Source organism: Azohydromonas lata NBRC 102462 (assembly GCF_001571085.1).
Classification (GTDB): Bacteria; Pseudomonadota; Gammaproteobacteria; order Burkholderiales; family Burkholderiaceae_C; genus Azohydromonas; species Azohydromonas lata.
Genome location: NZ_BCTC01000003.1, coordinates 106,757 through 124,578 on the forward strand (window position 1 = coordinate 106,757; position 17,822 = coordinate 124,578).

Consider the following 17,822-nt stretch of genomic DNA (forward strand, 5'->3'; position numbering starts at 1 on the left):
CGGGAGCTGAAGCACACCCATGGCGATAGACAGGGACTGGCACTTCGTCCTGGGCGCACAGGACCCGGAGATGCGCGAAATCCAGCGCGTGGTGGACAGCGAGGGCTTGTACTGGGCCCACGCCGCGCGCCACAAGCGCCGCTGCATCCCGCGCACGGCCTATGACGCCGACGGCGTGGTGCGCGTGGGCTCGGACCAGATTCCGCGCCCCGCCGTGCTGCCACCGCGCGCGCCGGCCGTGTTCGTGGAGTGCACGGTGCTGGGCCTGGAGCCGGTGGTGCGGGTGGACCACCACCACCCCGGCGATGCGGGCTACGAGGTGGAGCCGGAGCGCTTCATGGAGGGCGCCTCGCTGGGCCAGGTGCTGCGGCTGCTGGAGCGCGAGCCCAACGAGACGCAGCGGCTGCTGGCCGCCAGCGACCACTGCCTCACCGCCGCCTACCAGGGCCGCTGCCCGGGGGTGGACCCGCACGAGCTGCTGTTCCTGCGCGCGTCGTGGAAGGCCAAGGTGCTTGGGCGCACGCTGTCGGACGTGGTGGAAGGCATCCTGGACGCCGCCCAGCGCGTGCGCGCCCACCACGACGGCGAGCTGGGCGAAAGCCGCTTTCTGGACCCGACCGAAATCCCCATGGACCTGGCCGAAGGCGCGGCCTACGCGGGCATCCCCGTGCGCTACCGCGAGCTGCTCGCGGACGGCGTGCTCAAGGAAATGTTCAAGGGCGGCACGCCGCAGGCCGTGGAGCGCTTCATGGCCGAACACGAGGCCGCCGGGCGGCCCGTGTACGGCAACCCGTACCGCGGCTACGCCGGGACGTACTGGGGCGGGCGGCGCGAGCCGGAAGTAGCAGGGCGGGTGGTGGAGTCAGGGTGATTCAGTCCGTCACCTTGCCGCGGCGCCCAGCCGCAAGCTCTCCGCGGCCTGCGCGGCCACCTCCTCCATGCCACCCGCCGACCCCAGCAGCTCCGCCGGCCGGTGCGCCTGCAGCCCAGGCTGCGGCGTCTCCAGCCACGGCCCAAGCCAGCGCGCCGCGTCGAACCGGCCCACGACGCCCGCGCCGCCGTCGGCCATGGCCTGCACGCGCCCAAGCAGCCACAGCAGCCGGAGGGTGCGCAGCCCCGCCGCCGCCGGCAGCGGCGCGTCGGTGAACGATTTCTTCTCCGCCGCCGAGCGGTTCGTGCCCAGGATGTCGCGGAAGAAATGGCGCGGCGCGATGTCCAGCGCCCGCCCCAGATCGCGCGCCAGCACGGCCGGGACGGCGGCGGCGTCCAGCTTGTCCAGCACGTCGGCTTCCAAGGCGGCGAGCGTCCTGGCCTGCGCCATCAGGCTCTGGCCGGGGCGGTAGCCGCGCAGGTCCGGCGCGGGGGCGGCGGCGGACGCGTCGTTGGCCGCCTGGGCGTTCTTGGCCATCACGGCTGAAGCTCCCGCGCCCCGCCGCACGGGCACGGTGGTTGCCGCCCAGGGCGACGACAACCCAGGAGCCCCGCCGTGGACGACAAGACCCTGCTGCAGCACATCACCGAGCTGGTCGATGAGGAAAACCGCCTGCGCGCCGACACGCAGTCCCCCGACCAGCACCGCGCGCGCATCGAGGAGCTGGAAGTGCAGCTCGACCAGTGCTGGGACCTGCTGCGCCAGCGCCGCGCCAAGCGCGAGTTCGGCCAGAACCCCGACGACGCCCAGGTGCGCGACAAGAACACGGTGGAGAAGTACATCCAGTGAGCGCCGCGGGTGGCGGCGGGCTCAGCCCGCCGCGCCCTGGGCATCGCCTGACGGCCCCTCGGCCGCCCGCGCCAGCCGCGCGAAGTAGGCCGACTTGCCGGTCTTGTAGAGCTGCTCCCAGGCCTGCAGCGCCTCGCCCTCGTAGATCTCCAGCAGGGCGAAGATTTCGCGCGCGAATTCGATGGGCGCCATGCCGCCGGCGGTAATGAGGTTGCCGTCGCGCACGGCGGGCTCGTCGCGATAGAAGCCCTCGCCCGCGTAGCCCGTGCCCTTGAGGTAGCTCAGCGCGTTGCTGGTGTGGGGACGCGTGTCCAGCCAGCCGGCACGCGCGAGGGCGGCCGTGGCGCCGCAGATGGCTGCCACCGGCACGCCGCGGCGCAGGAAGGCGCCGGCCTTGCCGATGGCGGCGTGGTGCGACTCGTCGTCGGCCCACGCCGTGCCGCCGGGCAGGATGAGCATCGCGCTGTCGTCCGGCAACAAATCCTCGACGCCCAGGTCCGGCAGCACGGAGACGCCGCCCATGGAACGCGGCACCGCATGCCGGCCGGGCCCGACCGTCTTGACTTGCCAGCGCCCGGGCTCGCGCTGGAACTGCGGGTTGTTGATGCCGGCCACGGCGAAGGCGGCTTCCCAGTCGGCGAAGCCGTCGAAGACGTAGAGGTGCACGGTGCGCTTGGGCACATCGGCGCCGGCCTGGGAGGCGGCGGCGGAAGAAGCGAGGTCTTGCATGCCCCTCGCGCAGCAGGCGCCGTGCCCTGTGGGCGCTACGCCAGGGTGCGCGCGTCTATCCAGTGCACGCAGGCGGCGTGGGCGCGGGCCTCGCGGACCATGTGGTCGGTGCCGCCGCGGTGGCCGCTGCCGTCGCCGTTCCACAGGACGACCAGATGCACCCTCCCCGCGCCCTGCGCCAGCGCCATGTGCAACAGCCACAGGTTGCAGCGCTCGAAGGCGTTGGCGCCGTCCGGCAGCGGCCCCAGCTCGCGCGGCATGAGGCGCGGCGGCGCCCAATGCGGGCGCAGCGCCTCGTAGAGCGCGCGCCAGCGCTCGCCCTCGCTCACGGGCTCGACCGAGCGGCGGATGAACTCGTCCTCCTCGAAAGGCAGCAGCACCTCGCAGCGCAGGCCGCGCGCGACGCAGGCTTGCAGGAAGAGCAGGTCGCCCCCCGCGGCGGCCTGGGACAGCGCGAGGTCTTGCGCGCCGGCGCCTTGCGCGTCCAGCACGCCGGCGATGCGCTGCCGCGCCGCCGGCACCTTGTCCATGGGAAAGCGCGGCGGCGTGCGGCCGGGGACATCCGGCATGTGGCCGCTGAAGAGGAAGACGCGGCGCGGCGCCGTCATGGCGCCGATTGCCGGTAGGTGGCGAGGTGGATGCTGGTCTCGGTGCCGCGGATGCCTTGCAGCAGCCGGATGCGCTCCAGCACCGCGGAGAGCTCCTGCAGGCTGGCGGCGCGCAGTTCGGCGAGCAGATCCCAGCGGCCGTTGGTGTCGTGCAGGGCGACGACGCCGGGCTCGCCCAGGAGCCGCGTGACGACCTCGCGCGTGCGGTTGCCCTCCACCAGGATGCCCATCCAGGCCGTGATGCCCGCGGGCTGCGCATCCGGCCGCAACTGCACCGTGTAGCCCACGATGACCTCTTCCTGCTCCAGCCTGCGGATGCGGTTGGCGACGGTGCCGCGCGAGACGTTCAGCCGGTGCGCCAGGGTGGCGACGCTCAGGCGGGCGTCGGCGCGCAGCAGGGCGATGAGGCGGTGGTCGAGGTCGTCGAGCATGGATGGCGGAGCCGGTATTTACTGTGGCGATTTACGACAGGAAAGAACTGTCACGGCAAAGAGGGCGGCTTGCAATTCAGAAATTGGTGCCCGCGGCGATGCTCTCCGAGCACTGACACGGGCGCCTGTCACCGGCCAGCGGCGTGGTCACCAGCGCCCGGGCCCGGTCGGTGAGGTCAGGGCGTGCGACGAAGAAGGGCTCCCCGCTTCGCCGCTCCCGCCAGAATCACGCTTCCCGCTGCCATCTCCGGCCAAGGCAGCAGGAGGAGAGAAGACCCGATGAAGCGACTGACGATGTCCCTGGATGACGACCTGGCCGATGCCTTCGAGGCGCTGGTGCGCTCGCGCGGCTACGAGAACCGCTCGGAGGCCTTCCGCGACCTGCTGCGCCAGGACCTGGGCAGCACGCGGCTGCGCGAGCAGCCCGACGCCCCCTGCGTGGCCACGCTGAGTTACGTCTACAACCACCACCAGCGGCAGTTGGCCCTGCGGCTGACGGACCTGCAGCACGACCACCACGAGCTCACCGTCGCCACCACGCATGCCCACCTGGACCATGACCACTGCATCGAGACCGTCATCCTGCGCGGGCGCACCGATGCCGTGCGCAGCTTCGCGCAGTCGGTGATCACACAACCGGGTGTGAGCCACGGCAACCTGAACCTGGTCCCCATGGCCGTGCACCACGCGCAGGGCCACGAACACCTGCAGCCCGCGGCTGCACACCCGAGCCCAGCGAAGGGCCTCAAGCGCTCAAGCCGCTGACCTCGCCGCTGGCCGCACTGCAAGCGACGCTGCCGCTTTGGCTTGGGCGGTGCAAGGCCGGCATGCAGGGCCAAGCCAGCGCGCCCTCCACGGCACCCTTGGGCGGCGGCGCCGCTGAAGCGCCGGGCACGGATCTTGTGTGACGTTTTTTAATTTCGTCATACACGCTTCGGGCCTTCGAGCGGCTGCGCATCCAATCCGCTCCCGCCCGCGTATGACGATCGGACAGGAAGTCATACACATGAACATCGAGGAAGCCAGCATGGCCGACATGACCATCTCCATGCACGCCCGGCCCTGTGCCGTCGCGCGGGCGGCATCCATGGCCCTGGGCACTTGCGCGGCACTGCTGATGTCGCCGCAGGCCGCCTTCGCGCACGACGCCCCCGAGCCGCCGGAAGGACCCATGCAGCATGTGGAGGTCACCGGGCGCCACTACGACAACGCCGTGGGCACCTCCGACGCCGCCTCGCAGGGTGTCGTGCGCGCCGAGCTGCTCAAGAGCCGCCCCGCGCTGCGCCCAGGCGAGGTGCTGGAGTTCGTGCCCGGCGTCATCGTCACGCAGCACTCCGGCGACGGAAAGGCCAACCAGTACTTCCTGCGCGGCTTCAACCTGGACCACGGCACCGACTTCGCCACCACCGTCAACGGACTGCCGGTGAACATGCCCACGCATGCCCATGGCCAGGGCTACTCGGACCTGAACTTCCTCATCCCCGAGCTGGTGGAGCGCATCGAATACCGCAAGGGCCCGTACTTCGCGCGGGGCGGTGACTTCTCCGCCGCGGGCTCGGCCGACATCGCCTACCGCAGCACGCTGGAGCAGCCGTTTGCCGCACTGACGCTGGGCCAGCGCGGCTACCAGCGCCTGCTGGGCGCGGGCTCCGGCGAGATCAGCCCGGGCCTGTCGCTGCTGGGCGCGCTGGAGCTGCAGCGCAACGACGGGCCGTGGACCACGCCGGAGGGGCTGCACAAGGTCAATGGCGTGCTCACGCTCTCCGGCGGCACCGCGGCGCAGGGCTTCAGCGCGAGCCTGATGCACTACGACGCACACTGGACCTCGACCGACCAGATCCCGCAGCGCCTGATCGACGCCGGCACCTTCGACGGCCGCCCCTTCGGCCGCTTCGATTCGCTGGACCCCACCGACGGCGGCAACACGCGCCGCAGCAGCCTCTCGGCCGAGTGGCACCGCCGCGGCGACGACGGCTCGGCCACGCGCGTGTCGGCCTACGCCATCGACTACCGGCTCAAGCTCTTCTCCAACTTCACCTACGCGCTGGAGCGCCCCGGCCAGGGCGACCAGTTCTCGCAGCAGGACAGCCGCCAGGTCTACGGCCTCAACGCCAGCCATGCCCTCGATCATCAGCTCGGCAGCCTTCCCGCGCGCAGCGAGTTCGGCCTGCAACTGCGCCACGACCGCATCCGCGTCGGCCTCTTAGACACCGCGGCGCGCCAGGTCACGGGCATCACGCGCGAGGACCGCGTGCGCCAGACCTCCCTGGGCCTCTACGGCCAGACCTCGGTGGAGGTGGCGCCGTGGCTGCGCACCATCGTGGGCGTGCGCGCCGACCAGGCCCGCTTCGACGTGGACAGCCTCTCCAACGCCGCCAACGCCGGCACGGCTTCAGCGCACCTCTTCAGCCCCAAGCTCTCGCTGATCTTCGGCCCGTGGAGCAAGACGGAGGTCTTCTTCAACGCCGGCCGGGGCTTCCACAGCAACGACGCCCGCGGCACCACCGCCACGGTCGACCCGCGCACCGGCGGCGCCGTGGACAAGGTGCCGGGCCTCGTGGCCGCGCGCGGCCAGGAGATCGGCGTGCGCACGGAGGTGGTGCCGGGCCTGCAGAGCTCCCTGGCGCTGTGGAAGCTCGACTTCGACTCGGAGCTGGTCTACGTCGGCGACGCCGGCGCCACGGAAGCCAACCGGCCCAGCAAGCGCCACGGCGTGGAGTGGAACAACCGCTGGAACCCGGTGCCGTGGCTGCTGGTGGACGCCGACCTGGCCTGGACGCATGCGCGCTTCGCCGACGCCGACCCTGCCGGCGACCGCATCCCCAACGCCGTGGACAAGGTGGCGTCGGTTGCCTTCACGGTGCGCGACCTGGGCCCGTGGTCCGCCAGCCTGCAGTGGCGCTACCTGGGCTCGGGGGCGCTCATCGAGGACAACAGCGTGCGCTCGCGCGCCTCGCTGACCACCAACCTGCGCCTGGGCCGCAAGCTGGGCAAGGACACCGAGCTGACGCTGGACGTGTTCAACCTGTTCAACCGCCGCGTCAACGACATCGAGTACTTCTACGCGTCGCAACTGCCCGGCGAGACGGCGCCGGTGGCCGACCGGCACGTGCACCCGGCAGAGCCGCGCACGGCACGGCTCACGCTTCGAGTCGGCTTCTGAACGGCAGGCCCCGCCGCCACGTGATGCGGCGCAGCCCCGCCACGGGCCAGCAGCGCACCGCACGGCGCTTGCCTCTCCCGCCCCCATCTCACCGCCACCCTTTCGCCACCACCGCCACCGCCTCCCGCATGCGCCGCCAATGCGAGCCGCGCCAGAACACGCGGCTGCAGCCCGGGCAACGCCAGAAGGCGTCGAAGCACTCGCGGGTACGGGGCGGCAACTGGTCCAGCACTTCCGCCTTGGGCACCGGCACGGGCACGCCGTTGCACGCCAGGCAGCGGCTTGCGGCCGGCTCGTGCAGCGGCAGCGCGTAGCGGCGGGCCACGTCGGCGAGCTGGGCCAGCGGGTCGCCGTCGCGCAGCCAGCAGCCGGCGTGCACGTCGCGGTGCATGAGCAGCGCGCGGTCGCGGGTGAGGACGATGCGCTCCTGCGCCGCCGCCAGCCTGACCAGCTCGGCGTCGTCCCAGGCGTTGTGCCAGAGCGTGTCCAGGCCGGCGAAGCGCAGCCAGCGCGCCAGGCGGCCCAAATGCGCATCGGCAATGAAGCGCCGCGCCCCGCCGGGCATCTCCGGCATCAGCCACCGCATTGCCGGCAGCACCGCCACGCGCTGCGCGCCGTGCAGCCGCGTGTCCAGCGACGCGGGACGGTCGTCCACCAGCAGCAGCGCAATCTCGGTGTGCGGCACGCCCAACGCCTCTATGGCGTGCTTGGCGCTCTGGTGCGGCGCCACTTCGATGTCAAAGGCGCGCTCGCGCCGCCACGGCGGCAAGAAATCGCCCAGCTCGGCATAGAAGCGGATTTGCATGGCCATTGCCGGCGCCCGCGCGCGCGGCCCCGAAGTTCAGACCTGCGTCGGGCAACGCGCGTGCCGCCTGTTGCACGGGCTTACCAGCGCAGCCCGTGCGAACCGCCAGGCCTGCGCGGCGCCGATCAGCCCGGCTGGACTTCCACGTGGTACAGCCCCCAGGGGCACAGGCTGAAGCGCGCGGGCAGCGGCTTGTCGCGGAAGTCGGCCAGCCGGTCGGCGTCGTACACCGCCCACTGCGGGCCCAGGCCACCCAACGCGAGCGGGCGGCCGTCCAGGCGCGTGGCCAGCATCATCCGCCAGCGCCGCGCGTCGGCCAGCGGCACCTGCACCGCATAGCCGTCCAGCGCACGCAGCGTCAGCCGCACGGGGGCTTCGGCCGGCACGCCGGCAGCCCCCAGCACCTGCTCCAGTAGCGGGCCGGCCAGGCGGTGCACCTTGCCGTCGTACTCCAGCGTGGGCTCGATCTCCACGGCCGGCAGCGCCTGCAGTGCGGCCGCGGTGAATTCATAGGCGCGGTCGAACATGACCTGGTGCTTGTGAAAGAGCTGCTCCAGCGCCGGGTCGGCCCCACCGCGGTTGAAGCGCGCCAGCGCCGCACCGCTGAGCGTGAGCACCGCGGCGTCCAGGCCCGCCGCAGGCGCGTGGGCCGCGGCTTGACGGGCGTGGGCCACCGGCGCCAGCGGCAATGCGCCGCCCAGCAGCGCGGTGGTGAAGACACGTCGGGATGGGGTCACTTTTATCGCTCCAGAAACACAACCTTACGTCTGCAACCTTAACGGGCCCTTGGGTTTGCCTGGAAACAACCGAAGCCCTGTCAAGGTCTGTGAAGTAAAGGCATTTCATCACGCTGGTGGTTCTTGTCACCTTTCCACCCGGACACGGGGGAAACGGCGGCAGCAGGACTCGTCCATCTTCCCGGGCTGTAACTGCCGGCGATGACTTGGCCGGCCCAGTACAACAGACGAGATTTTGGGGAACGAGGGAATGGCTACGCCAGGTGGCGGCCCGGTGCCGCTGGAGAGTGCCGGCTTCACGGTGGACGAGGCGCAGTTGCGCCGCCTTCGCCAGCAGTCGCTGCGACGCCTGCACGTGCGCCAGATCCCTGCCATGCGCGTGGCGGGCTTTGCCATCCTGGCGGTCATCCTGCTGGTGTTCAGCGTGCACAACGGCGAGGTGGCCGACCCGCCCGGCCTGGCGCGCGTGCTGCTGCTCAACACGGCCTACTGTGCGGCGAGCTGGATCGCGCTGTGGCGCTGGCACGGCCGCACGGGGCGGCTGGACCTGGGGCTGGTGTTCATGCACCTGGACCTGCCGATGTGGCTGGTCAACCTGCACCACATCAACGCCGGCCACAGCGAGCAGACGCTGCTCATCTCCGTGCTGCTGGTGCGCGTGGCCGACCAGGTGGGCTTCGGTTTCCGGCGCGCGCTGTACTTCTGCCACGTGGCGGTGGCCGCCTACCTCGGCTACACGGCCTGGCTGTCCACGCAGGGCATGCCCGTGGCCTGGCTGGACCGGCTGAGCATGGCCTTCATCATGTACATCGCCGGCGGCTACCTCTCGCTCACCGGGCTGGTGACGCAGCGCCTGCGCGAGCGCGTGCGCCGCGGCGTGCACGCGGCGCGCGACCTGATACAGCAACTGGAGCGCCAGACCCGCTACCTGCGCCAGCAGGCCGAGGAGCTGCAGCAGGCCCGCGCCGAGGCCGAGCAGGCCAGCGAGGCCAAGTCGCGCTTTCTCTCCTCCATCAGCCACGAGCTGCGCACGCCGCTCAACGGCGTGATGGGCATGCTGCAGCTCATGGAGGGCACGGGGCTGACGCCGCAGCAGCGCCAGTACACGCACACGGCGCTGGAGTCGTCCTCGCGGCTGGTGACGCTGATCGAGGAGCTGCTGGACGTGGCCAGCATCCGTGCCGGCGGCCTGGCGCTGCATCCGCAGGCCTTCAACCTGGCCGAGCTGGTGCGCACGCTGCTGCAGGAGATGCAGCCGCTGGCCCAGGGCAAGCCGCTGCAACTGGAATGCGAGCTGGACGCGGCGCTGGACCGCGCCTTCCACGCCGACGCGCGGCGGCTGCGGCAGTTGCTGTTCCACCTGCTGCACAACGGCCTGAAGTTCACCGACCTGGGCGAAGTGCGGCTGCACATGCGCCGGCTGCAGGAGGACGACGAGGCCGTGCTCGTCCGCATGGTGGTGAGCGACACCGGCTGCGGCATGACGCCCACGCAACTGGACCGCCTGTTCGCCCCCTTCGAGCAGGCCGACAACTCCAACACCCGCCGCCACGGCGGCAGCGGCCTGGGCCTGGCCATCGCGCACGAGACGGTGATGCTGATGCAGGGCTCCATACGTGTGCGCAGCGAGCTTGGGCGCGGCACGGCGTTCGAGGTGGAAATCAGGTTGAGGAAGGCGCAGGAAAGCGGGGAGTGAGCGGAGGCTGAAGGGATCGGCCTGCTGAGCAGCCGTATCCCGTCAGAAGAACCGTTTCGCTCTCCGCTTCGTCATTCCCCCTCACCTCGCCAACCCCTCCTTGGGCTTCTTCACATCCTCGCTGGCCGGCGCCGTCCCCAGCTTCTCGCTGCGAATGGGCAGCGCCGGCGCCGACGCCGCGCCGCCCGAGGGCCCGGCCGCGCTGTGCGGGTTGCCCTGCCCCGGCGCCTGCGCGCCGCCGGAGCTGCCCGCCGTCGTGGCCGCCGTCGCCACCGGCGTGGGCGGATTCACCTTCCAGCCCTGGCTGGCCGCGCGCTGGCGCCAGCGCTGCGCCACGTGGTCCATGGAGTCCGCGAGCTGCTGCTTTTCCACGGCCGCGGCCGACGCCGCCTGCGCCGCCTTGGCCGCGGCTGCCGCCTGCTGCTCCGGCGTGGGCGCGGGCAGCGCCGCCCAAGCCGCCGCACCGGCCAGCGCCAGCCCAAGCGCCACCAGCCCACGGCGAAGCGCCCGGCCCCGATGCATGTGAATTCCCATCGCGTGGCCCTTTCGTCTGCGCACCGCCGTCACCGCACCCCGGGCGAGCTGGCCGGCCGCGAGCCGCCCGCCGCCGCGCCGGACGAGGCGCCCGCCACCGCACCGGGCACGTTGGACATGCCACCCGCCACCGCCCCGGAAGACGTCACCGCCGAGGCCGACACCCCTGGCGGCGTCACGCCGGACGCGCCCGGGTCGAATCCCGCCGATGCCGCCTTCTGCGGCCCGTCGGCCGCCGGCACGCCGGAGTTGCCGGCTTCCGTCTTGGCCACCGTGCCGCCCGGCGCCGTGCCGCCCGTGTTGCCCTCCGCGCCTTGCGGAATGCCCGGCGTGCCCGCCGGCGGCGCGGCCTGCTGGCCGCCCGCGGTGCGGGCGATCACCTCGCCGCTGGTGCCGCCGCCCGCGCTGACCATGCCGGGGAATTTCGTCTGCACCACGCCGTCTTCCTTGCCCGGCCCGCGCGGGCCGCAGGCAGCGGCCAGCAAGGCCGCCGAAAGCGCCAGCGCGACACCCGCGCGCCTGTGGGCAAAACCACGTTGCGCGCTCATCAGCGGCGTCCCGTCGTCGCGCCGCGGTCGCGGGCGATGATTTGCCGCCACCACAGCTCGTGGTGCGTGCGCACCCAGGCCTCGTCCACCGCGCCGTGGCGCATGCCGCGGTAGGCGCCGGGGCTGCCCAGCGTGCCCAGGTAGATGTGGCCCATGGCAAAGGCGATGTAGGCCGCCGCGCCCAGCAGGTGCATCATGTTGGCCCACTGCAGCAGGTAGCGGGTGAAGCCGGGCCCGGGCGTGTTGCCGGCGAAGTAGGGGAAGTTGAGCATCAGCCCCGTCAGCGCCATGAGGCCGCCGAGCAGCGTGACGCCGAACCAGAACCACATCTTCTCGCCGAAGTTGAAATAGGGCGCCGGCACGTGCGCGTGCGACACCAGCCCGCCCCCGGCCTTGACCCACTGCCAGTCCGCGCGCTCGAAGCGGTTGCGCCGCACGAAGGTGAAGAACATCGCCAGCGAGCACAGGATGAACAGCGGCCCCAGGATGTTGTGCGCGTACTTGCTGATGATGGCCAGCCAAGAGAACGCGTCGTGCCCCATCCACGGCAGCAGCAGTTGCTTGCCGAACAGGATGACCAGTCCCGTGGCCGCCATGGCGAGGAAGGTGATGGCCGTGGCCCAGTGCGTCCAGCGGTCCAGCCGCGTGAAGCGCTGGATGTCGCGCCCTGTTTCAGCACCCTCTATGCGTTGCGGTCCGAAGACGCGGTAGAGCGCCAGGATGGCCAGCGGCACCAGCAGCAGCAGCGTGCCGGCGATGGTGGCCAGCGGCCCGTTGCGCCAGGTGCGCCAGGTGTTGCCGCCGCGCTGCAGGATGACGTTTTGCTCCGGCATCAGGCCCGGCGGCTTGATGTAGTGGCGGTCCATGTGCTGGCGGCCCGACGCCGCATCGCCCAGGCCGGGCTCCGGCTGGCCTTGCTCGGACTGGAGGATGGTCTGCTCTTCCGCATAGGCCGGCGTGGCCTTGTCATTGGGCACGGCGGCCAGCGCGCTGGTGATGGAGGCGACCACCAGCAGCAGCATCAGGAAGAAGGGCGACAGCCACAGGAGAAGGCGGCGCAGGGACATGGGGGCTCCTCGGAGAGGCTCGGGTGAGGCGGTCGGCCTTGGATTCACGGGTCAAGGGCGCATGCGCGCGTACTCGTTCTGGTGCCGGTTGCGGTTGTCCATGGCCGCGTTCCAGGCCAGGCGGTCACCGCTGAAGCGCAGTTGCTGCGGCAGGTTGTCCGGCTTGCCGTCGTACTGGCCGTCGCGCCAGGGCGGGTTCTGCTCGACTTCCAGGCATCCGGAAAGGGCCAGCGCCGAGGCCAGCAGCAGCAAGGCTTTGATGAGGTGCTTCATGCTCAGGTCGGCAGCCGCCGCGGGTTGTTCTGGTAGCTCCCCGGCAATTGGTTGACCCGCGGCCCGGGGTTGCGCGCGCTGTTGTCGTGCAGCACGCCGTCCGGCCCCTTGGTGTCCGGCTGGCCGGACTGGGTTGCGGGCGCACCGTTGGGATGGCCGTTGCCGTTGTCCTGCGGCGCACCGTTGCCCGCGCCCACGCCGGCGGGTGCCGTGGCCGGGGCCGGCGCCGCACCCTTGGCCGAGTAGGCGATGTCCCAGCCCCACAGCTCCGGCCCGTAGCCGCGCGTGTCCACGCGCTGCTTGTAGATGAGGGCGATGATGTTGGCGTCGCCACCCAGCAGCGCCTTGGTGCCGCACATCTCGGCGCACAGCGGCAGCTTGCCTTCGGCGATGCGGTTGCGCCCGTACTGCTTGAACTCGGCCTCGCTCGCGTCCGGCTGCGGCCCGCCGTTGCAGAAGGTGCACTTGTCCATCTTGCCGCGGTGATTGAAGGCGCCCGTGGACGGGAACTGCGGCGCGCCAAAAGGACAGGCCAGCGAGCAGTAGCCGCAGCCGATGCACAAGTCCTTGTCGTGCAGCACCACGCCGTCGGCCGTGTGATAGAAGCAGTCGGTGGGGCACACGGCCATGCACGGCGCGTTGGTGCAGTGCATGCACGCCACCGACATGTAGTGCTCGCCCGGTGCGCCGTCGCCTATGGTCACCACGCGGCGGCGGTTCACGCCCCAGGGCGTCTCGTGCTCGTTCTTGCAAGCGGTCACGCAGCCCATGCAGTCGATGCAGCGCTCGGTATCGCAGATGAATTTCATGCGTGCAGCCATGTCGCCCTCCTCACGCGTAGCGCTGAATCCGACACAGCGACACCTTGGTCTCCTGCATCATGGTCACGGCGTCGTAGCCGTAGGTCCAGCCGGTGTTGGCCGCCTCGCCGCGGACGATGGGCGCGGCCCCCTCGGGGTAGTTGTGAAGTAAGTCTTCCCCCATCCACCAGCCGCCGAAGTGGTAGGGCATCCACACCACGCCCTGGCCGACGCGCGGCGTCACCATGGCCTGCACCTTCAGCCGCGCGCCCGTGGGCGTTTCCACCCACACGTACTCGCCGGTCGTGACGCTGATGCGCCCGGCGTCGAACGGGCTGATCTCCACGAACATGGCCTGCTGCAGCTCGGCCAGCCAGGGATTCGATCGTGTCTCGTCCCCGCCGCCCTCGTACTCCACGAGGCGGCCGGAGGTCATGATCAACGGAAAATCCTTGCTGTAGTCGCGCGCGGACTGCACGGACTTGTAGAGCGTGGGCAAGCGCCAGAAGTTGGCGCGGTCCTCGAAGGTCGGGTATTTCGAAAGCAGGTCCGGCCGCGAGGTCAGCAGCGGCTCGCGGTGCACGGGCACGGGGTCCGGGAAGTTCCACACCTGGGCCCGCGCGCGGGCGTTGCCGTAGGGCGCGCAGCCGTGCGCCATGGCCACGCGGATGATGCCGCCGGAGAGGTCCGTCTTCCAGTTCTTGCCCTCGGCCGCGGCCTGCTCCTGCGGCGACAGCTCGCTCCACCAGCCGAGCTTCTTGAGCATCACGTGGTCGAACTCGGGGTAGCCGATGTCGATCTCGCTGCCGGCGTTGGTGGAGCCATCCGCGGCCAGCAGCGGCTTGCCGTCGTGCTCCACGCCCCAGTTGGCGCGGAAGGGCATGCCGCCGTCCATCACGTGGCGGCTCAAGTCGTACAGGATGGGCGTGCCCGGGTGCTTCATCTCCGGCGTGCCCCAGCAGGGCCAGGGCAGGCCGTAGTAGTCGCCCTTGCAGGGGCCGGAGTCGGCGCGCAGCGAGGTGGGGTCGAAGTCCGCCTTGTTCTGCATGTGGGCCTTGAGCCGCTCCGGCGAGATGCCGGAGTAGCCTATGGTCCAGACGCTGCGGTTGATCTCGCGAAGAATGTCCTCGATGACCGGCTCGTTGCGCACCACCTTGATGTTCTTCACGAGTTGCTCGGCAAAGCCGAACTTCTGCGCGAAGAGGTACATGATCTCGTGGTCGGTCTTGCTCTCGAAAATGGGCTGTATGACGCGCTCGCGCCACTGCACGCTGCGGTTGGAGGCGGTGCAGGAGCCCTGCGTCTCGAACTGCGTGCACGCGGGCAGCAGGTACACGCCATCTTTTCGGCCGTGCATGGCGGCGGTCATGGTGGGATAGGGGTCTATCACCACCAGCAGGTCGAGCTTTTGCATGGCCGCGCGCATGTCCGGCAGCCGCGTCTGGCTGTTGGGCGCGTGGCCCCAGTAGACGACCGCGCGCAGCGGGTTGGGCTGGTCCACGTACTCGGTCTTCTCCAGCACGCCGTCGAACCAGCGCGACACCGTCATGCCGGGCTTTTCCATCAGCGCCTTGGAGGCGAAGCGGGACTTCATCCACTCGTAATCCACGCCCCAGACGGTGCAGAAGTGCTTCCACGCGCCCTCGGCCAGGCCGTAGTAGCCGGGCAGCGAATCGGGGTTGGGGCCGACGTCCGTGGCGCCCTGCACGTTGTCGTGGCCGCGGTAGATGTTGGCCCCGCCGCCGGCCACGCCGATGTTGCCCAGCACCAGTTGCAAGATCGACAAGGCGCGCACGTTGGCCGTGCCCACGTGGTGCTGCGTGATGCCCATGCACCAGACGACGGACGAGGGCTTGTTGCGCGCCAGCATTTCCGCCGCCTCCCTCACCGACGCCTCCGGCACCCCCGTGACCTCGCTCACGCGGTCGGGCGTCCACTTCTGCACCTCCTTGCGCACGGCATCCATGCCATAGGTGCGCGCCTCGATGTAGGCGCGGTCTTCCCAGCCGTTGGCGAAGATGTGCCACAGCAGGCCCCACACGAAGGCGATGTCCGTGCCCGGGCGGATGCGCACGTAGTGGTGGGCAAAGCGCGCGGTGCGCGTGAAGCGCGGGTCCACTACGATCATCTTGGCGCCCAGCTCCTTGGCATGCAGGAAGTGCAGCATGGAGATGGGGTGCGCCTCCGACGGGTTGGAGCCTATGAACAGCACGGCCTTGCTGTGGTGCAGGTCGTTGAAGCTGTTGGTCATGGCGCCATAGCCGAAGGTCTGCGCCACGCCGGCCACGGTGGTGGAGTGGCAGATGCGCGCCTGGTGGTCGCAGTTGTTGCTGCCGAACATGGAGACGAACTTGCGCAGCAAGTAGCTCTGCTCGTTGTTGTGCTTGGAGCTGCCTATCCAGAACACCGCGTCCTGCCCGGCCTGCTCGCGCACCTTGAGCAGCCGGTCGCCCACCTCGTTGATGGCCTGGTCCCAGGTGATGCGCTGGTACTTGCCGTCCACGAGCTTCATTGGGTAGCGCAGGCGGTGCTCACCATGGCCGTGCTCGCGCACGGAAGCGCCCTTGGCGCAGTGTGCGCCCATGTTGATGGGCGAGTCGAAGGCGGCGTCCTGGCGTATCCACACGCCGTTCTGCACCACGGCCTCCACCGAGCAGCCCACCGAGCAGTGGCTGCACACGGTGTGCTTGATCTCGATCGGCGAGCCCTCCGGCGGCTTGGGCTCGGCGGCAACCGCCGGCTCTATGAAGCGGTTCGCAAGGGGGGCTCCCAGCAGGCCGGCGGCACCGGCTGCCAGGCCCGCGCGGGCGAACAGGCCGCGCCGCGTGAGGCCGGCACCTGGGCCGGCGACCTTCTTGCGCATCAACAGGCTGGACATGGCTGCGGCTTTCCGGGGCTCAGAGCCGCGCCGCGCTGCGGTAGTAGCGACGCGTGTGCTCGGTCTCGTGGTAGGTGGCGGGCTGCGCGGGCTTGACTTGGGCCGCAGCCTCTTGAACCGGCACGGGCTGTGGCACGGCAGCGCGCACTTGGGCCGCCGCGGCCAGCGGCGTGCAGGCCGCGGCGGCGAGGAGGTTTCGACGGGGCAGGCGCAGGGTCATGGGGGCTCCGGGGCGGTGGGCTGTTCAGGGCAAGGCATGGGAGGTGTCGTGCGGGCGCGGGCTCAGGCGCGCTGCGGCTCCGCCACCTCCTCCAGTTCGAAGGCGCGCGCCTCCAGGTCCAGGAAGGTGCGCATGAAGCCGGCCAGCGCGGCATAAAAGCCGCTGGCGTCGGCCTGCGCGACGTCGTCCAGGCAGGCGCCGGCCCAGGGGGTGATGTGGGTCTCGAAGAAGGCTTTCTGAACCGCGGGCGAGCGCCGCGGCACCTGCGGCGGCGCGCCGGTGATCAACACCCGCATCACTTCGCACAGCGCGCCCAAGTGGTCCTCGGGTTCGCCCACGCCCTCGCGGCGGCGCAGGCCCAGGCGGGCGAGGTCATCACGCAGCGCGGCCAGCGGCGTTTCCATGAGGTGGCCGGCCAGGTACAGGCTGGCATAGGGGTTCAACAGCGGCTGGCCGGCGCTTTCGAACAGGTCGGCAAAGGCGGCGCGAATGGCTTTGCCGTCGCCGCGCGCGGCGCTGCGCAGTGCGTCCCAGGCGCGGGCCAGCGGCGTGGCGTCTTCGTCATCGGCCGCCGTGCCGCCCAGCGCGGGCGCATGGGCGAGGCCAAGCAGTAAATCGTCGTCAGGCGGCGCCAGCAGCAGCCGCGCCAGCAGGGCGTACAGGTCCGCGCGCGATTGCTCGTGCGGCGGCAAAGGCATTTCCACCGGGTGCAGGGACATCAAGCCACTCGTTTTTCCGTGCGGTGCAACGGAGCACGTGATGTGCCTGTGGGAGGGAAATTCGGCTTGGCGCCGGGTGCAAGGGCGCGGTTTGGCTCATGTGCGTCCCGGGAGAAATACGGTGGGGGATGGGGAAGCGGGAGGTGTTCACCAACCAGCAGACACAGGCACCAGGCCGCTCCCAAAATGGGATCATAATTGCATGATGCGTGTGATCTCCAAGGCAACGCTGGTGCAGTTCTGGACCGAACACCCTGCGGCGCGGCAGGCACTGCAGACATGGTTCGAGGACGCCAGCCGCTCGCAGTGGCAGTCGCCGCAAGACATCAAGCGCCGCTATGCCAACGCAAGCTTCGTGGCGCACAACCGCGTGGTGTTCAACATCAAAGGCAATGACTACCGGCTGATCGTGGCGGTGGCCTACCGTTTTCAAGCCCTGTATGTGAAGTTCGTTGGCACGCACGCGCAGTACGACGCCATAGATGCAGCCACCGTGGAGCCCGTGTGATGACGACTGACGCCTACCCCCTGCACCCCATCCGTACGGAAACCGACTATCAGGCGGCGCTGAAGCAGGCGGCGCCCTATTTCGATCAGGAGCCCGACCCCGACAGCGAGGCAGGAGCTCATTTCGAGGCCTTGCTGGTGCTCATCGAGGCTTACGAGGCCAAGCATTACCCCATAGAGCCGCCGGACCCGGTGGAAGCCATCAAGTTCCGCATGGAACAAATGGGACTGAGCCCGCGCGACCTGGAGCCCATGATTGGCGGACGGGGCCGCGTCTCGGAAGTGCTCAACCGCCGTCGTCCGTTGAGCCTGAACATGATCAGGCGCCTGCACGACGGTCTGGGCATTCCGGCAGAAACGCTGATCCGCGCAACGCACGCCTGAAGG

The 17,822-nt window shown here is 70.4% G+C and carries 20 protein-coding genes and 1 pseudogene; 7 read left to right on the plus strand and 14 right to left on the minus strand.

Going from position 1 to position 17,822, the window contains the following annotated elements:
- Positions 1–19: 19 nt before the first annotated feature.
- Positions 20–871: a TetR family transcriptional regulator gene (locus ALA01S_RS02345; RefSeq protein ID WP_066331490.1), complete on the plus strand. Its 852-nt coding sequence runs from the start codon at positions 20–22 to the stop codon at positions 869–871.
- A 9-nt stretch (positions 872–880) separates the two neighbouring features.
- On the opposite strand, the gene ALA01S_RS02350 is transcribed toward ALA01S_RS02345, so the two are convergent.
- Complete coding sequence (locus ALA01S_RS02350) at positions 881–1,408, minus strand: antitoxin Xre/MbcA/ParS toxin-binding domain-containing protein (protein ID WP_066331493.1); 528 nt, start codon at positions 1,406–1,408, stop codon at positions 881–883.
- A 78-nt stretch (positions 1,409–1,486) separates the two neighbouring features.
- On the opposite strand from ALA01S_RS02350, the gene ALA01S_RS02355 reads away from it, so the two are divergent.
- Positions 1,487–1,720 carry a DUF2630 family protein gene (locus ALA01S_RS02355; protein WP_066331494.1) on the plus strand — a complete coding sequence of 78 codons (234 nt, stop codon included), beginning with the start codon at positions 1,487–1,489 and terminating at the stop codon, positions 1,718–1,720.
- Positions 1,721–1,741: 21 nt separating this feature from the next.
- On the opposite strand, the gene ALA01S_RS02360 is transcribed toward ALA01S_RS02355, so the two are convergent.
- Genes ALA01S_RS02360 through ALA01S_RS02370 form a run of 3 tightly spaced genes read right to left on the minus strand, consistent with a single transcriptional unit; the run spans position 1,742 to position 3,488 of the window.
- Positions 1,742–2,449 (minus strand): type 1 glutamine amidotransferase family protein, encoded by a 708-nt coding sequence (locus ALA01S_RS02360; RefSeq protein ID WP_066331497.1) that lies wholly within the window; start codon positions 2,447–2,449, stop codon positions 1,742–1,744.
- A 35-nt stretch (positions 2,450–2,484) separates the two neighbouring features.
- On the minus strand, positions 2,485–3,057 hold the full coding sequence (locus tag ALA01S_RS02365; RefSeq protein WP_066331499.1) for a hypothetical protein: 573 nt from the start codon (positions 3,055–3,057) through the stop codon (positions 2,485–2,487).
- Positions 3,054–3,488 (minus strand): Lrp/AsnC family transcriptional regulator, encoded by a 435-nt coding sequence (locus ALA01S_RS02370; protein ID WP_066331501.1) that lies wholly within the window; start codon positions 3,486–3,488, stop codon positions 3,054–3,056. The genes ALA01S_RS02365 and ALA01S_RS02370 overlap by 4 nt, the downstream gene beginning before the upstream one ends.
- 279 nt (positions 3,489–3,767) lie before the next feature.
- On the opposite strand from ALA01S_RS02370, the gene nikR reads away from it, so the two are divergent.
- Positions 3,768–4,253 (plus strand): nickel-responsive transcriptional regulator NikR, encoded by a 486-nt coding sequence (gene nikR / locus ALA01S_RS02375; RefSeq protein ID WP_066331504.1) that lies wholly within the window; start codon positions 3,768–3,770, stop codon positions 4,251–4,253.
- Positions 4,254–4,494: 241 nt separating this feature from the next.
- The gene (locus ALA01S_RS02380) at positions 4,495–6,651 is read left to right on the plus strand and encodes a TonB-dependent receptor (RefSeq protein ID WP_238455670.1); all 2,157 of its coding nucleotides are present in this window, start codon (positions 4,495–4,497) and stop codon (positions 6,649–6,651) included.
- Between the two features lie 88 nt (positions 6,652–6,739).
- On the opposite strand, the gene ALA01S_RS02385 is transcribed toward ALA01S_RS02380, so the two are convergent.
- On the minus strand, positions 6,740–7,462 hold the full coding sequence (locus tag ALA01S_RS02385; RefSeq protein ID WP_066331505.1) for a Mut7-C RNAse domain-containing protein: 723 nt from the start codon (positions 7,460–7,462) through the stop codon (positions 6,740–6,742).
- Positions 7,463–7,581: 119 nt separating this feature from the next.
- A complete protein-coding gene (locus ALA01S_RS02390; RefSeq protein WP_066331508.1) occupies positions 7,582–8,193 on the minus strand; it encodes a putative pterin-binding protein in 612 nt (203 codons plus the stop codon).
- Between the two features lie 250 nt (positions 8,194–8,443).
- On the opposite strand from ALA01S_RS02390, the gene ALA01S_RS02395 reads away from it, so the two are divergent.
- A complete protein-coding gene (locus ALA01S_RS02395; protein WP_084267137.1) occupies positions 8,444–9,889 on the plus strand; it encodes a sensor histidine kinase in 1,446 nt (481 codons plus the stop codon).
- A gap of 81 nt (positions 9,890–9,970) precedes the next feature.
- Here ALA01S_RS02395 and ALA01S_RS02400 read toward each other — a convergent pair whose 3' ends face one another.
- The 8 genes and pseudogenes from ALA01S_RS02400 to ALA01S_RS02435 all read right to left on the minus strand — a co-directional run bounded on the left by ALA01S_RS02400 (position 9,971) and on the right by ALA01S_RS02435 (position 16,928).
- Positions 9,971–10,411 carry a hypothetical protein gene (locus tag ALA01S_RS02400; protein WP_157118708.1) on the minus strand — a complete coding sequence of 147 codons (441 nt, stop codon included), beginning with the start codon at positions 10,409–10,411 and terminating at the stop codon, positions 9,971–9,973.
- A gap of 41 nt (positions 10,412–10,452) precedes the next feature.
- Positions 10,453–10,971, minus strand: a complete 519-nt coding sequence (locus tag ALA01S_RS02405) for a hypothetical protein (protein ID WP_066331515.1) — start codon at positions 10,969–10,971, stop codon at positions 10,453–10,455.
- A complete protein-coding gene (locus ALA01S_RS02410; RefSeq protein WP_066331518.1) occupies positions 10,971–12,038 on the minus strand; it encodes a formate dehydrogenase subunit gamma in 1,068 nt (355 codons plus the stop codon). Before ALA01S_RS02410 ends, ALA01S_RS02405 begins: the two co-directional genes overlap by 1 nt.
- A gap of 51 nt (positions 12,039–12,089) precedes the next feature.
- Positions 12,090–12,311, minus strand: coding sequence for a hypothetical protein (locus ALA01S_RS02415; protein WP_066331521.1), 222 nt, complete (start codon positions 12,309–12,311; stop codon positions 12,090–12,092).
- A gap of 173 nt (positions 12,312–12,484) precedes the next feature.
- Positions 12,485–13,132, minus strand: a pseudogene (gene fdh3B / locus ALA01S_RS02420) (formate dehydrogenase FDH3 subunit beta); the annotation flags it as partial.
- Between the two features lie 10 nt (positions 13,133–13,142).
- The gene (locus ALA01S_RS02425; protein WP_084267138.1) at positions 13,143–15,989 is read right to left on the minus strand and encodes a formate dehydrogenase subunit alpha; all 2,847 of its coding nucleotides are present in this window, start codon (positions 15,987–15,989) and stop codon (positions 13,143–13,145) included.
- Positions 15,990–16,008: 19 nt separating this feature from the next.
- On the minus strand, positions 16,009–16,209 hold the full coding sequence (locus ALA01S_RS02430) for a hypothetical protein (protein ID WP_066331526.1): 201 nt from the start codon (positions 16,207–16,209) through the stop codon (positions 16,009–16,011).
- 62 nt (positions 16,210–16,271) lie between these two features.
- Complete coding sequence (locus ALA01S_RS02435) at positions 16,272–16,928, minus strand: TorD/DmsD family molecular chaperone (protein ID WP_066331529.1); 657 nt, start codon at positions 16,926–16,928, stop codon at positions 16,272–16,274.
- Between the two features lie 205 nt (positions 16,929–17,133).
- On the opposite strand from ALA01S_RS02435, the gene ALA01S_RS02440 reads away from it, so the two are divergent.
- Together ALA01S_RS02440 and ALA01S_RS02445 are read left to right on the plus strand one after the other, a co-directional pair.
- Positions 17,134–17,436 (plus strand): type II toxin-antitoxin system HigB family toxin, encoded by a 303-nt coding sequence (locus ALA01S_RS02440; RefSeq protein ID WP_066331623.1) that lies wholly within the window; start codon positions 17,134–17,136, stop codon positions 17,434–17,436.
- Positions 17,436–17,819, plus strand: coding sequence for a helix-turn-helix domain-containing protein (locus ALA01S_RS02445; protein WP_066331532.1), 384 nt, complete (start codon positions 17,436–17,438; stop codon positions 17,817–17,819). Before ALA01S_RS02440 ends, ALA01S_RS02445 begins: the two co-directional genes overlap by 1 nt.
- The last annotated feature ends 3 nt before the right edge of the window (positions 17,820–17,822 follow it).